Source organism: Sporosarcina trichiuri (assembly GCF_030406775.1).
GTDB lineage: Bacteria > Bacillota > Bacilli > Bacillales_A > Planococcaceae > Sporosarcina > Sporosarcina trichiuri.
Map to the genome: position 1 here is coordinate 2,045,885 of NZ_CP129119.1, position 13,960 is coordinate 2,059,844.

Annotated in this window: 16 protein-coding genes; 4 read left to right on the forward strand and 12 right to left on the reverse strand. The window is 56.2% G+C overall.

What is annotated here, in order from left to right:
- Nucleotides 1-64: 64 nt before the first annotated feature.
- From QWT68_RS10335 to QWT68_RS10350, 4 genes are all read right to left on the reverse strand, one after another.
- A complete protein-coding gene (locus QWT68_RS10335) occupies nucleotides 65-1,360 on the reverse strand; it encodes a permuted SH3 domain-containing protein (protein ID WP_290148277.1) in 1,296 nt (431 codons plus the stop codon).
- Between the two features lie 3 nt (nucleotides 1,361-1,363).
- Nucleotides 1,364-2,044, reverse strand: coding sequence for a hypothetical protein (locus tag QWT68_RS10340; RefSeq protein ID WP_040287526.1), 681 nt, complete (start codon nucleotides 2,042-2,044; stop codon nucleotides 1,364-1,366).
- A gap of 474 nt (nucleotides 2,045-2,518) precedes the next feature.
- Nucleotides 2,519-2,983, reverse strand: coding sequence for a transcriptional regulator (locus QWT68_RS10345; RefSeq protein ID WP_290148279.1), 465 nt, complete (start codon nucleotides 2,981-2,983; stop codon nucleotides 2,519-2,521).
- Between the two features lie 101 nt (nucleotides 2,984-3,084).
- A complete protein-coding gene (locus tag QWT68_RS10350) occupies nucleotides 3,085-3,453 on the reverse strand; it encodes a hypothetical protein (protein ID WP_290148281.1) in 369 nt (122 codons plus the stop codon).
- A gap of 180 nt (nucleotides 3,454-3,633) precedes the next feature.
- Between QWT68_RS10350 and QWT68_RS10355 the strand changes: the two genes are divergently transcribed.
- From QWT68_RS10355 to QWT68_RS10365, 3 genes are all read left to right on the forward strand, one after another.
- The gene (locus tag QWT68_RS10355; RefSeq protein WP_040287529.1) at nucleotides 3,634-4,128 is read left to right on the forward strand and encodes a helix-turn-helix domain-containing protein; all 495 of its coding nucleotides are present in this window, start codon (nucleotides 3,634-3,636) and stop codon (nucleotides 4,126-4,128) included.
- 94 nt (nucleotides 4,129-4,222) lie between these two features.
- Nucleotides 4,223-5,803, forward strand: a complete 1,581-nt coding sequence (locus QWT68_RS10360) for a hypothetical protein (RefSeq protein WP_290148284.1) — start codon at nucleotides 4,223-4,225, stop codon at nucleotides 5,801-5,803.
- Nucleotides 5,800-8,544, forward strand: coding sequence for a DEAD/DEAH box helicase (locus QWT68_RS10365; RefSeq protein ID WP_098060140.1), 2,745 nt, complete (start codon nucleotides 5,800-5,802; stop codon nucleotides 8,542-8,544). Before QWT68_RS10360 ends, QWT68_RS10365 begins: the two co-directional genes overlap by 4 nt.
- A gap of 50 nt (nucleotides 8,545-8,594) precedes the next feature.
- Here QWT68_RS10365 and QWT68_RS10370 read toward each other — a convergent pair whose 3' ends face one another.
- A complete protein-coding gene (locus QWT68_RS10370) occupies nucleotides 8,595-8,873 on the reverse strand; it encodes a hypothetical protein (RefSeq protein WP_144036117.1) in 279 nt (92 codons plus the stop codon).
- 213 nt (nucleotides 8,874-9,086) lie between these two features.
- Nucleotides 9,087-9,533, reverse strand: coding sequence for a single-stranded DNA-binding protein (locus QWT68_RS10375; protein ID WP_082023422.1), 447 nt, complete (start codon nucleotides 9,531-9,533; stop codon nucleotides 9,087-9,089).
- Nucleotides 9,534-9,794: 261 nt separating this feature from the next.
- Between QWT68_RS10375 and QWT68_RS10380 the strand changes: the two genes are divergently transcribed.
- Nucleotides 9,795-10,223, forward strand: a complete 429-nt coding sequence (locus tag QWT68_RS10380; protein WP_040287532.1) for a YwpF family protein — start codon at nucleotides 9,795-9,797, stop codon at nucleotides 10,221-10,223.
- A gap of 97 nt (nucleotides 10,224-10,320) precedes the next feature.
- Here the strand turns inward: QWT68_RS10380 and QWT68_RS10385 are convergent, their stop codons facing one another.
- The 6 genes from QWT68_RS10385 to QWT68_RS10410 all read right to left on the reverse strand — a co-directional run bounded on the left by QWT68_RS10385 (nucleotide 10,321) and on the right by QWT68_RS10410 (nucleotide 13,937).
- A complete protein-coding gene (locus QWT68_RS10385; protein WP_290148287.1) occupies nucleotides 10,321-10,710 on the reverse strand; it encodes a hypothetical protein in 390 nt (129 codons plus the stop codon).
- A gap of 72 nt (nucleotides 10,711-10,782) precedes the next feature.
- On the reverse strand, nucleotides 10,783-11,169 hold the full coding sequence (locus QWT68_RS10390) for a hypothetical protein (protein ID WP_290148288.1): 387 nt from the start codon (nucleotides 11,167-11,169) through the stop codon (nucleotides 10,783-10,785).
- A 146-nt stretch (nucleotides 11,170-11,315) separates the two neighbouring features.
- Entirely contained in the window at nucleotides 11,316-11,750 is a 435-nt protein-coding gene (gene fabZ, locus QWT68_RS10395) for a 3-hydroxyacyl-ACP dehydratase FabZ (RefSeq protein WP_040287535.1), read from the reverse strand.
- A gap of 22 nt (nucleotides 11,751-11,772) precedes the next feature.
- Entirely contained in the window at nucleotides 11,773-12,219 is a 447-nt protein-coding gene (locus QWT68_RS10400; protein ID WP_052461892.1) for a DNA-directed RNA polymerase subunit beta, read from the reverse strand.
- A 20-nt stretch (nucleotides 12,220-12,239) separates the two neighbouring features.
- Nucleotides 12,240-13,061, reverse strand: a complete 822-nt coding sequence (locus tag QWT68_RS10405; RefSeq protein ID WP_290148290.1) for a flagellar hook-basal body protein — start codon at nucleotides 13,059-13,061, stop codon at nucleotides 12,240-12,242.
- 36 nt (nucleotides 13,062-13,097) lie between these two features.
- Complete coding sequence (locus tag QWT68_RS10410) at nucleotides 13,098-13,937, reverse strand: flagellar hook-basal body protein (RefSeq protein WP_290148291.1); 840 nt, start codon at nucleotides 13,935-13,937, stop codon at nucleotides 13,098-13,100.
- Nucleotides 13,938-13,960 lie beyond the last annotated feature (23 nt).

A 13,960-nucleotide genomic window follows, 5' to 3' on the forward strand; every position in this document is an offset into this window, starting at 1 on the left:
GCTAGTCATAAAACTTGCAAACTGGATATAACAAAAGACAGGGCTGCCACAGCCCTGCCTTTTGTCACTTTCCGGTATATTCTTTTTTGAGCAGCAGGACGCTGAAGTAGTTTTTCCAGCCGAACGCTTTCCATTCCGCTTTTGACGGGAAGTCCGCCGGCATCGGGAAGAAGACGCGCGGAGCGCTTCCCTGGTCACGGATCGCTTTGTCATAGACGACCACGTCGCCCGCTGTGACCCCTTCCGTGACAACGGTGCGGTCCAGATAATCGAACGGCGCATTCACTTGCGTGGCAGCAGCGTAGCCGTTTTCATCGAGACGCCAGACGTAGGCGCCTTCCGTTCCGGTGCCCATCATCCATTTGGACGGGACCGCGGCTGCGTTCTGGGCGGCGTTCGTCGTGATGACGGTGTTCACATGCGTGCCGAATGGTGCGGGAATCTGCTCGCCGCCTGCATTCAGCTGCACTTTGTAGTAGGCGAGCGGGTTCGTGACGGGTTTATCCGCCAGTTTCTTGTAAGCGTCGAGGAACTCGTCCTTCTGCGCCGGCACCTGGTCGACCGCATCGACGGAGCCGTTCAGCGGCGCATCGGTCCCTTTCGCGCTCATGACAGCCACGTCGCCGGGCTCGATGCGGCTCCATTCTTCGTCTTCCGCGAATGTCTCGATCACCTGCTCATCGCTGTAGATGACGATGGTCGGGCGGTCGTTTTCACTGTTGATGCGCGCAATCACACCGTCCGCAGGGCTGATGAGCGATGGATTGCCCGGGTTCTGGTCGAGCTGTGACTCGACGACTTTCAGCCGGCGGTCGATATCAGCAAGCTCACGTTCCGCTTCTGCGACAGCCTGCGCGTACGACCCTTTCTGGCTGACGTCGACGTTGACATTGACGTTCAACTCCACTTTTGTGTCTTCATCGGCTTGGGCCCGGTCGGATTTCGATGAATTCGAACTGTCGGACTGATCGCCGGACTCCAAGTCGGAAATCGTCGAGCGGATGGCGCTCTGCTGCGCGAGCAGTGCTTCCTTCTCGGATTCCCACACTGCCCGCTGGCCGTCCGCCTGCTCGGTCTGCAGGCTCGCAAGTTCGTCGCCTGCGCTGACCGTATCGCCAGGAGAGACGAGCCATGTATCGATCGTGTTACTGTCATCCGTGTAAACAGTGAATGTCTCAGCAGGCGCGATCAATCCTTCTTTCGGCAGTTCTTCTTTGTATTCGTTCGCTGTCATCGTTTCGTAGTCGCTGACGTAGACTGTTTTCGGGATGATGCTTTTATCCGAATAGAGCAGGTACAGGTTCAGTGCGACGAACACACTGACGACGACCGCGATGGCTGCATTCTGTAATTTGTTCATCGGTTACGCGCCTCCTTGCACGACGTAATTGAAGAGACGCTCGAACGGGATGTAGCCGATCGCTGCTGTCAGCAGGGCCATGGCGATCTGCAGGCCGATCAAAACGGCAAGCAGGCTCTTCCAGTTCATCGTTTTCGTATAGGAGCGGATGAAGCTGAACTGCATGCTGACGATGAGCGCGGAAACGAGTGTCAGCTGGTTGAGGAACATGACCAGGAACCACGTTTCGGAAAATGTCGCCGTGAGCGGTCCAAATGACAGGAATGACACGTTCGCCGCCTCCCCTTTCAAAGCGAAGACGAAGAATACGAGTGCTTTCTCCATCAGCAGCACACCGGTTGTCAGCAGCTGCAGCGGAACGATCCGGCGCACCGGGATCGAGGTGATGAGGCCAAGGACGTATGAAATGAAAAACAGATGAAAAGCTATGTAGATGACAGACCAGAGGACTGCGCCGATCACGGAGACGATCCGGGCGACCGTGTAACTTCCGCCTGCCGCAAGCATCGGGCTGAGCGAATCGGTTGTCATTCCCCATATATCGCGCAATGCAAACAGCACGATACCCGCAAGGAAAAGAAGAACGATCCGTACGGTGAACCCGCGCATTGCCGAATTTTGATGATCGATGGCGAGTTTTGACGGCTTCGTCACATAGCGCCAAAACGAAAAGTTGAAAAACATCGGATAATTCCTTTCTTAAAGAGGATGGGAAACGGTCAACACTGAAAACTTCCTATCCTATACTTTAGCAAAAACCGCGGAATTTGCAAAGTTTTCACGTACAAGACTCGTAATTTATCAGGAAAAGAATATTTACGGAAAGGAGGTTTCCCATATGCCGAAACGTGGGTATTACATAACTATTACACACTCTAGTGACTCCTGATGACACCACGGACATACAACAGACCGGGGGTATCCGATTTATTTCCCGGGAAATCGACAAAAGGAGCGGATTCCAATGGAAAACAATATCCAAGCGAAACGAATTGCACAGATGACTTGGCAGGATGTAGCTTTCGGGCTTGCCGGTTCGACCGGTTTCGTAGCGCTGCTGTATTTCTTCCTATGAGACGGACACGGAACAGCCTATATAAAAAACAGTAAAACACCTATCCGGCAGAACAGCTTGCGGATAGGTGTTTTCAATTGGCATTATTCTTGTGTGACATTGGGCGTGTGCATTCCTTCCGTCAGTTCATTGAACAGGAGTCTGTCGTTCATCTCAAGTGCATAATCGATCATACACAGCCGGTTCCGCAGTTCCAGCTCTCCGATCATGTCCTCGATTTCACGCGCTTGCGGCATGGAAAGTTCGGGAGCGAGCTGGAAGATGCCATCAAGAACGTCGGACAGGTGCATATGCAAATCGGAAATCAGGAGCAGCTGGTACAGCGGTAATCGGATGAACCGGCTGCCTCGCTGGAATACGAAGATCTCCCCCAGATTCTCGACTTGCAGGCTCTTCATGTTGATGATGATCTCTTTTCCTTCAATCGGAACAAACTGAAACACTTCCTGGCCTTTTACGATGGAGAAATACTGGTAGGCAAACACGAGCCGGAGCCTGAAATCCTCTTTGCTCGTATAAAACGGTGTCATTCGTTTAACGGACAGCATATGGATCTCCTCCTATATTGAATATTCCGATTATTAATAGTTTATCACATCCCCCCCTGTTTTGTGAATGACAGATGCCTGTGTTTTTTGCCCTGTCGCCGTCAGACAGGCGACGGTCCGTCGTCTTCCCGCACCTGCCAGCCCGGTGCCAGCAGCCAGTAGGACAAGCTTGCAGGGGAATATTCGCTGATCCCCAGCTCCTCCATCACCCTGCAGACCGTCTCCTCGAACTGACCCCTGTCCGCATTCAGTCGCCTGAACGTAATTCTGTTTCGCCTGCCATCCACGACGATTGAATCGAAATACACGCGGCCGATCGTCCTTCCGGTCAAATACATCATCCGGCCCTCCCGTATTCCTGAAGCATTCCCGGGACTCCGCAAACCAAGCTTTTCATGGATCTGCCCGCGGTTTCCGCCAAGCAGTTCCCCGAGCCCGGGGACATGGAGCACTATCGAATCCGGCTGCATCGCTTCCTCCTCCTTCACTATATGTTCTCACCTGATGTTACATGTCCGGGCCGATTCTTGCTCTCTCATCGATCCGTCTGTCGAACTTCACATATTGTTGATTATTATTTTCACAATTCGTGAGTTTTGATAAATCCTTTGTTTTACTCCTATACGGTAGAACAAAAAACGGAGGGCATTATGACACGAAAAACTCGTCATTTCGGTAAGCAATTCAAAGAGTACCGTGAAGAATATCTGGGCATCAAACAGCTGGAGGCCGCTGAACAGCTCTCCATCTCTTCGTCCGCCCTGTCCAATTATGAGCGGACCGACCGGGACCTCACATCCGAAATGCTGGCGGAATTCAAGGAGACCTTCGACATCCCGGATGACTACTTCGTCGCCATGGTGACAGGCAGACCGCTTCGTGATGTCCGTGCCGGTGCACCGGAAGCGGCCGGGAAAACATCCGAGATCCAGGCCGCCTACCGTGATCGGTTCGTCGATCACCACAGGACTCTTTTGCAGGAATCGAACGAGCTGCGGGAGATCATCGCCATCGTCGCTTCCATGACTGAAAAAGAACGCCGCCTGTACTTGAATTCCATCAAATCGAACCTGCTCGTGTTCCGCAGCCTCCTGAGGAAGCACGGCGATACAGGCCAGCCCCTTCCCTCTCCTGAACAGGAATGAGGGAAGGGGTTTTCCTTTGGAATGTGATGATTTACGCACCTGCCCGACATGGGGTATAATAGAAAGAATGCTTTGTCGAGGGAGAGGGTTAACTTTGCGCGTCGCTGCAGAACGGATTTCGTATTTGCATGAACGGGAAATTGAAAAGATGATGAAGGATATCCGATACAGATTCCGGCCGGACCAGCCGGAGCAGGCTGACCTGGTCCGCCGGGCGATCACGATGGTCCGGCGGGGAGCCATTTCGTCCTACCGGTATTCACAGGACGATGGCGAAGTGCTGGCGCAGCTCAACGATCGGGCGTCGGAATTCGTCCGGTTTTCATTCGGCGACCAGGCGCTCAGCTGCACATGCGGCACGAAAGACCGCTGTGAGCATCAGCTGGCAGTTGTCTTCGACTTATATTCACAATTCAATTCACTGACGGAGTGGTACCAGGACTGGCGGACGTCCGAGAAGGAAGAGCTCGCCGTGAAGATCACCGAGCGTACGCCGGATGCCTGGGATGCCGCACTGGCGAACGTGACAGCTCCGCTGCGGAAGCTGACGCCGGCCGTGAACTCCTCCGTCTTCACATACGAATGCGCGGAAATCGAAAACCGGGTGCGCCCGCTCATGCCGTTCGAGTATGAGTGGAAGCCGCTGTTCAATCTGTATTATCGCCTGCACCTTCTCGACGCTGCCTGGGCCTATATTTCGGACGTGCTGGATGCGGGCCATTCGCAGCATGCCTATGGCACGTGGCAGGTGACGACATGGCTGAACGATCAGATCGCCGATATCGAACGCCTTGCCGGTACGTTCGGCAGCAAACCGAAACTGTTCGAGACCGATCCGTTCATGAACCGTCTGAAGACCTTAGTCTACTCGGTCTGTGTCCGGCACAGCGGCCAGTTCGCATACCGCTTCCGTATTTACGAAGCGGTCTGGGGCCAGCTGTTTTCCGGCCGCGATGAACGCGAAGAGGAAAAACGCCGGCTTGCGGAAGATGGGTCGGAAGAAGCGAAACTGCTTTCGATGTACTTTGCGATCATCGAAGGGCGCGGGGATATCCTGGAAGGAGCGCTCTCCGCCGAACAGGCACCTGATTTCGGCAGCTGGATGATGCTTGCGAAATTCGCCAGGGAGTCGGCACTCATGCCGACGGCCGGCGCGATCGCCCGGGGACTGTATCCGTCGGTCGGCTCTTACTTCAGCCGGCAGACGAGCCGCAGTGAACAACTGGCCGCCGCCCAGCAGATCGACGCACTGCTCGACAGCGGTGATTTCACCGATGAAGAATATGAAACGGTCTATTCGATGTACGGCAAGATCGGCATCAGCCGCTATTCGCGTTTCCTCGCCGAACGGGAGCGCTACATGGAGTGGGCCGCCCTGCTGCATCGGTTCGCCGTACCGTTCGACAGTGTGGATGCGGAAGAGATGAAGGAAGTACTGGCCCATCAGCCCGATGCCGCCATGCCGCTGCTGCATGACTACGCCCAGCAGTTCATCGCCGATAAGAACCGGATGAGCTACCGCCGGGCCGTCAAATTGTTCAAACGGATGCGGACCGCCTGCAAACGAAGCGGACGGAACGATTTCTGGAACCGCTACATCCGCTCCGTACGCGAGAAACACCGGCGTCTCCGGGCACTGGTCGAAGAAATGGAAAGGGGGAATCTGGAATTATGAATCCAGCCAATCCGCTCGTCCGCACGCTGCATCTGACAGTCCAGCCGACGGACCGCGAAAATTTCGCCGTGGCAGCTGCCGATGATTATGGCACAGCACTTCCTGCTGATCGTCTTGTGTCATTCCTCTTCTTCAATGATGAATCAACACTCTTCGGTCTGTCGGTGCCGGTCGAGGAAAACTCCGTTATCCTGCGTCCCCACGAATGGGTCCAGGCGCTCGGCGCAGGACGCCACCCGTTCGTTTCGTATGCCGGCAGCACGGAACACGACGCGGACCAGCTGAAGACTGCAGAAGAGGCGGCTGCGTTATGGCAGTCCGCGGATCTGTTTTCGTACATCCAGCCCGATGCCGACGAGGTCATCCATCTCGCCGGCGAGGCTGCAGGCCTGTCTGACGGTGCTGCCGGCCTGCTGAAGCAGGCGGTCATCAGCAAGTTCAAAGCGCTCGGCGTCGGACCCGATTCCGTCACTGCCCTGCTGCCGCATTTGAAGACCTATGGCTGGCCGGGGGAGGCACGGACCGATCTGCCTGTCCGCTGTGCACTCCGGCTGACGGAACCTGATGCCGACCGGACCGTGGACTGGCTGCTCGAGACGGTCCTGCTGAACGAGCGCGGTACCCAATGGATACCGGCGAAGTCGAAGCGCAATGCACCGATTGCGGATGCATTGCCTGCCAAATGGAAGACCTATGCGGATGCGCTCGAGGAGCAGCAGTCCGAAATGATGTCATTCCTCCAGTCCGCGGCTCCTGAAGCGGACGGCAGCTTCCTCCATATGCCGATGAGCGATCCGGAAGTGCGGCTGTTCATCCAGCATGATCTGCCGCTGTTCCAGTCGTTCGGGTTCACAGTGCTGCTGCCGGCTTGGCTGAAAACTGTGACGGATACGAAACTGAAGATCCGGACCGACGCCGGCATCCAGTCCTACCGATCCGCAGCCGGGCTCGATGAAGTGCTGTCGTTCAATTGGAACTTCTCCCTCGGCGGCCAGATGATCGACCGGGATGCGTTCCAGCGGATGGTGGACGAAAACCGCGAGTTCATCCGCACGGGGGACGAGTGGTTCCATATCGATCCCGCCTGGCTGAAGCGTATCCGGGAACTGATGGAACAGGCGGATGAAGGCGAATGGACCGTGAAGGATCTGCTGTTCCAAGAGCTTCCCGAGGAGATCGTGCCAATCGAGGAGGAGATGGAGGAAGAAGATCCGCTTCTCGCGTTCACCATGCAGCAGTCACTCCGGGAATACGTCGATCAGATCATGGACAAAAAGGGACTGCCGGAGGTTACGATCCCTGCCAGTCTGCAGACGGAACTGCGGCCGTACCAGCATGAAGGCTTCAACTGGCTCATGTTCATGCGGAAGAACAAGTTCGGCGCATGCCTCGCGGATGATATGGGGCTCGGCAAGACAGTGCAGCTCATCAGCTACCTGCTCGCCGTCCACGAACAGGCTGATACAGGGGCTCCGTCGCTCATCATCTGCCCGACGAGCGTACTCGGCAACTGGCAGAAGGAGCTTGAGAAATTCGCTCCTTCCCTGAAGGCGTCAATCCATTACGGACCGGGCCGCCTGCGGGAAGAGCAGTTCGCGCAATCGATGGAAGCCGAGCAGCCCGACGTCGTACTGACGACTTACGGGACCGCGACACAGGACAGCGACTTCCTGACAACATTCCCGTTTGCGAGTATCACACTCGATGAAGCACAGAACATCAAGAATATGCAGACGAAGCAGTCGCGGGCGATCCGGAAGCTGCAGGGCGGCCACCATATCGCCCTGACCGGAACACCGATCGAAAATCGCCTGGCGGAACTGTGGGCGATCTTCGACTTCATCCACCGCGGATACTTCGGCAGTTTCCGGCGCTTCACGGATGACTATATCATTCCGATCGAGCGGGATGATGATGATCGGACGAAACGCCGGCTGCGGTCGAAGATCCACCCGTTCCTGCTGCGGCGGACGAAGAACGATCCGGACCTGCAGCTGAACCTGCCGAAGAAGCTCGAACAGAACGAATACGTGCCGCTCACCGCAGAACAGGCGGCGCTGTATGAGAGTTTCATAGAGGAGACGAAGTTCAAGCTCCAGACGCTCTCCGGCTTCGAACGCAAGGGGCTCATCCTGAAGATGCTGAGCCGTCTGAAGCAGCTGTGCAACCATCCGGCGCTGTTCCTGAAAGAACCGTATACGACGGCAGACCGGATGCTCGTGCGTTCCGACAAGCTGGAACGGCTCGTGAAGCTGGCGGCGGAGATCGCCCAGAACGGCGAGCAGTGCCTGATCTTCACCCAGTATATCGGCATGGGCCAGCTGATCCGGCAGTGCCTGTCCGACCTGTATGACTTCGATGTACCGTTCCTGACGGGCAGTATGCCGAAAGGGCAGCGGGACGCTCTGGTGGAGGCATTCCAGAGAGGTGAATTCCCGATATTCATCCTCTCGCTGAAGGCGGGCGGTACGGGGCTGAACCTGACGGCTGCGAACCATGTGCTGCACGCGGACCGCTGGTGGAACCCGGCGGTCGAAAACCAGGCGACCGACCGGGCGTACCGGATCGGGCAGGAAAAGTTCGTGCACGTCCATAAGTTCGTGACGATCGGGACGATCGAGGAGAAAATAGATAAGATGCTGGAAGAAAAAGCGGCATTATCCGCGGACCTCATCCAGTCGAGCCAGTGGCTGACTGAGCTGTCCGATACGGAACTCGATGACCTGCTGACGTTCGGCTGACCCTGCATGGAAACAGACGCAAATCGCTCCGGCGGTTTGCGTTTTTCCGTCTAGACGCGGGTCAGCCGTTTCATATGTATGACACGGAGTGTTTTCGTCCGTTCCAGCTGTTCAAGCTGTTCCATCCGTTCGTTCAAGTTCGCGACCATGCGGATCAGCTGGCCGATCTGCAGTTCCATCCGATACATGAGCTGCTGCTGTGCGTCCATCATTCCATCCCCCTTTTTTTCATCAGCAGCGCCGCAGTGGAGCGGGAAGCGGTCTCCCGCCGGCTGCGGCCGCCCTGCTGATACTATGGCGTTCAGTCGTCTCCTCGTTATAGCTAACATGTACATGCACCGCTGCAGGTCTGCCTGAGATGGATCCGCCTGCAGGCGGCGTACGCCGGGATGCTCCCCCGAATATCCCGGCCGTTTGGTACTCCCCTCTGTCCGGCAGGTCTTTCAGCCGGACAGGTTAAGCGGTTCCTCCACCCGGATCGGCGCCCGGTGCTGTCCCTCCTTCCTGTCTGCACGTTTCTGCGCCTATGTATGTCCGCAGGCTCAGTAAATCGGCAGTGCCTCGGATTCCGGCTTGGACGGCGGCAGCTCGAAGTGCGCTGATGCCGCTTCGCGTTCCGTCTCGGCGGACGGGCTGCCCGCCGCGGCAGACTGATGATCCGCTGATGCCGGTTTCTTCGTCTGGATGAATCGCACATCCTCTCCGATGATCTCCGTCACGTAGGCGCGTGTCCGGTCTTGCCGCTCATACGTCCGTGTCTGGATGCGCCCGCTGATACCGATAAGCGATCCTTTACCGCAGTGCCTGGCCGTGCTCTCCGCAGTCTTGCCCCAGATCGAGCAAAGGATGAAGTCGGCATCGATCTCTCCCTGCTGGTTCTTGAAGCTCCTGTTCACAGCCAGCGTGAAGCTGGCCTGCGCTCTCCGATCCCCGACCATGCGGAGTTCCGGATCTTTTGTGAGCCGTCCCACGAGTGCTACGTGATTCACCTGTTCCCCTCCTCTCTTTTAAGCTGCCTTGACTATACGATGTTCCGTTTTTCTGCACAACTAGGCATTTCGGGGATTTGATGGTCTTTTTCAGGTCAAACTTGAAGTTTGGCATGCCCGATTCCAGACGATACGACAAATTTCATGGCTGGCAGGAGGTTTGGCAATTGTCTCGTTTCCATGATAATTCGGCTTTGACCATTTTTGAAAAAGTTTATTTCCGCTATGGTATACTGGGTGGAAAAGGGGGCTGCAGAGGGGATGAAAACATTCAAAATGATATCGTTCAACTTTCTCGCGGACGACCAGGCAGAAGAGCTGCCGCTGCTTGACGGCATCATCATCAATCAGGAAAACAGCCATCGGATGTGGATACTGGAACTGTTCCTGGACGCTTCGCTCAAGGAGCGGTTCGAGAAACTGCAGACCAACGAGGAATTGCTCGAAGCAAAAGTGGTTATTTCCTATCCCGAGAACGAACCGGCTGCATTCCTGCTGGCGATCGATACTGTCCAGCAGATCGGAGACAGGCTGTCCGTATTGCTGAAGGGACGGCTGAAGCGGCAGCGGAGCGAGTATGCAGAACAGCTGCTGGGTGAACTGATGGAGAGCGGGCTGGAGGGACCGGAGCTGCTGGAGCGGTTCGAGCATGACATGCGGTCGCGTCCGCGTCTGAAGAAGAAGACCTAATACATGGAAGAAGGGCTGTCCGGGCAGATCAGTGATCTGTTGTGCCGGACAGCCCTTTTTTGTATCCGCATTCCAAATAAGTGCGTCGTGCCGCTCCTTATTTCATGCCGTTCTTGTCGTCTTTCTTCGGGGAGCCGCCGTTGTTTCCGGTGCCCGCCGTGTTGTCGCCGTCCTCCGTACTGTTCGCGCCCCAGTCATCGCCTTCTGCGTTGCCGTTGCCTTTAAGCGTACCATCGCCGTCCATCCCGCCATTGTTGAGCAGGTTGTCGTCACCGTTTTCCGGACGTGCCTCTTCCACGCCATCCAGATTCGGGCCAGCTGTACCGTCCGGATTGTCCGCATCCATTTCCGGCGTCCAGTCGTCCGTCCGGCGGTCCAGGTCTTCCATCGGTGTTTCGTCATTGTCCGGCATTGCATCGTTGTCATTGTTGCCGCACGCCGTCAGCAGGAACCCCGCTGCCGCCAGCGGTATCGCTTTTTTCCACATAAAAAGTTCCCTCCTCTCCATTCAGCCATCTGTCATAGCTTGGCCTGGAAAAGGGGAACTATCCGTGATTTCTTATGCGTCCACCCGTTTTTTCAATTCTGACTCCACGTAGGCCGCTTCCGCTTTGCACTCGTAGAAGTACTGCGTCTCCAGCTTTTCCTGCATTTGCTGGATGGAGGCGATCTGTTCTTCGGATGGCGGTTCGCTGAGCACTTTCCGGATCACTTCGTTGATACGCGTTGCGATGTCTTCATGGAATTCCGCCGACAGTTTGACGTCATCCGGTATCTTTTCATACCACAGTGCTTTTTTCGTGATGTACTCGCTCCACCGTTTCATGAAATCATTCATGTCATACCGGTCGGGATCCCATCCGATTTCTGCCATGTATTGTTCAAAGGTCTGTGTGATCGACCTCGTGATGCTGCTCTTCAGGTTGGGTGAAAGACTTTTGAACATTCTCGTTTCGTACCTCCCACAGTGTACATATGCCGCTTGCGGCATGTCTGATCAGCTTGCTGTGCAGCTCTTGCACAGGCCGATTTCCGTACTGCATTACTTGAAATTTTATCGGATACTGGAATCGGTTGCAACTTTTAACCGGTTCAGTCCTCTTTTGCCCCGAGTGCGAATGTGATATCCGCCTCGCAGGCGACTTCACCTTCCACAGTTGCCACCGCATGCCCTTTGCCGATCGATCCGCGCATCCGTGTGATTTCCACTTTCAGATGCAGCACGTCCCCCGGCACGACCTGGCGCTTGAAACGGCAGTTGTCGATGCCCGCGAAGAATGCCAGACGGCCTTTGTTCTCTTCCTTCTGCAGGATCGCGACCGCACCGACCTGGGCCAGCGCTTCGACGATCAGGACACCCGGCATGACGGGATATCCAGGAAAGTGGCCGTTGAAATAGTCTTCATTGACACTTACGTTCTTGAATCCTTCCGCCCGTACGCCCGCTTCGACTTCGAGGATGCGGTCGACGAGCAGGAATGGGTAGCGGTGCGGGATGATAGCCTGGATCTGTTCAGCTGTCAGCATGGAATTCCCCCTTTGGCGTATACTATTCTTTCCCGTTCATGATATCGAAAATGTGCGTCCATGTCTCTTTTTGGAAGACATCACCGGCCGGACCGTCCCCGAGGATGCTGTAGCCGATCATCGCGCCGGCAATGACTGCCACAGCTAATAACAAAATGACGAGCAGGACACGGACATAGATCGGCAGGATGCGGATCTGCACCCAGCGGACCGGTTTCACATCCGCCGCTTCTTCGTCTGCTTGTGCGTTCGCGGCTGCCGGCCGTTCGTTCCGTGTTTCAGGAACCGTCTGTCCGGCATACGGCTCTTTGCTCCGTCTGCTGCGCACCGGCTTCTCCTGTTCCGCTGCTGTCTCGGCAACGGTTGCGGCATGCGCTCTTCTTGCTTCCGTGCGGCTCATGATCGGTTTTTGCGACGATTCTGCCGGTGTTTCTGCCGGTGTGCTTGTGATTCGTTTCTCTTCGGTCATATCAATGCTCCCCACTTCGCTCACCGGATGTTGTTGACCAGGCCGAGCATCTGATCAGCGATGGAGACCGTACGTGAGTTGAATTGATACGATCGCTGGACGTTGATGAGGTCTGTCATTTCTTTTTGATAGTCCACGTTGGAACCTTCGAGCGCCCCCTGCCGGATGGCAATCTCCGATTCCGCAGCTCCAGTAAGTTCTGTTAAAATATCCGCTTCCGTGACGCCGAGTTCATCCAGATTGTCCGGCACTTTGAAATGTGTCGACGACAGCCGCGTCATCAGGTTCGGCCGCTCCATGCGTGTGATGCCCAGGGTGACCGTCTGTTCCGTGCCGTCCGCCCGTCTTGCCGTCAGCACACCGCCGTCCCGCAATTCGAAGTCAGCAACCGTTCCGGTGAAGGAGATCGGTCTGCCGGCACTGTCCGCGACTGCATTGCCTTCCCCGTCGACGAGCGCCATCCGGTTCCCGTCAGGCGACAGGTAGAAGTTCCCCTGGCGCGTGTAGACGGTCTCCCCTCCTGCGAGTACATTGAAATACTGTTTCGGCTCCGTCAGCGCAAAGTCGAGATTCCGGTCCGTCGGCTGAAGAGTGCCGACTTTCCAGTTCATCTGCGTCTGGGCAAGCATCGCACCGACACCATAGCGGATGCCTGCAGGCGTTTCGCGCGGTGCCTTGTCCGCCTTGTCATTATTGAACTGCTGGTAGAGCATCTCCTGGAAGCTCGCCTGGTTCGCCTTATAGCCGTGTGTCGTCAGGTTGGACAGGTTATTGCCGATCATATCGATATTGTTCTGCAGCTGGTTCATGGTGTTGACAGCTGTTGTCATCGTTCGGATCATCTCGGTTGACTCCTTTCACTCATGCAGCGGACGCGGTCAGCCATTGACCCGGCCCACTTCGGACACCGTTTTTTCCATGCTGCGGTCATACGCCTGAAGCACTTTCTGGTTCGCTTCGAACGCGCGGTAGGCCGTCATCATATCCGTCATCGTGCGGGCGGCATCGACATTCGACTGTTCGACGAACCCCTGCTGGAACGAATAGGTGACGCCGTCTGTATCTGCTGCGTCCGGCAGGTCCTCTGATGCATAGAACAGACCGTTATCACGCTTTGCGAGCGTCTCCGGCTGTGCGGCGAACCCGATGCCGAGACGGATGCCCTGTCCGGCGCCGCCATAGGAGATGACGCCTTCAGGCGAAACATCGAAGTCATCGTCCGGCAGCTGGATACGCTGACCGCGGTCATCGAGTACGTAGTTTCCGGAAGCATTCGTCAGGTAGCCTTCCGCGTTGAGGGCAAAGTTCCCGTTTTTCGTGTAGGCCCGTTCCCCACCCGGCCCTTCGAGTGTGTAGAATACGGCGCCCGGACGTCCTGTTTCTTCATCGACAGGCAGTGAGCCGTCGATGAGGGCGATATCCGTCGTCAGTTCCGTTTCGCGGAGCTGGCCCTGCATGAACAGCGGGGCTGTCTCCTGCATGTACGTCCCGGTGGACAGCTGACCGACCGGGCGCAGCCCTTTCATCTGAAACCGGTTCTCGACCGGGATCTTCGCCGTCTCGAGGCTGGACAGAAGCATTTCCGGGAATGACCGGATGGATGACTGCTCGGCCTTGAATCCGGGGGTATTGGCGTTCGCCATATTATTTGAAAGCATTTCGGTTCTGCGCTGCTGTGCAATCATGCCGGAACCGGCTGTATAGAATCCACGGAACATCCGCTCCGCCTCCTTTGTGCTGT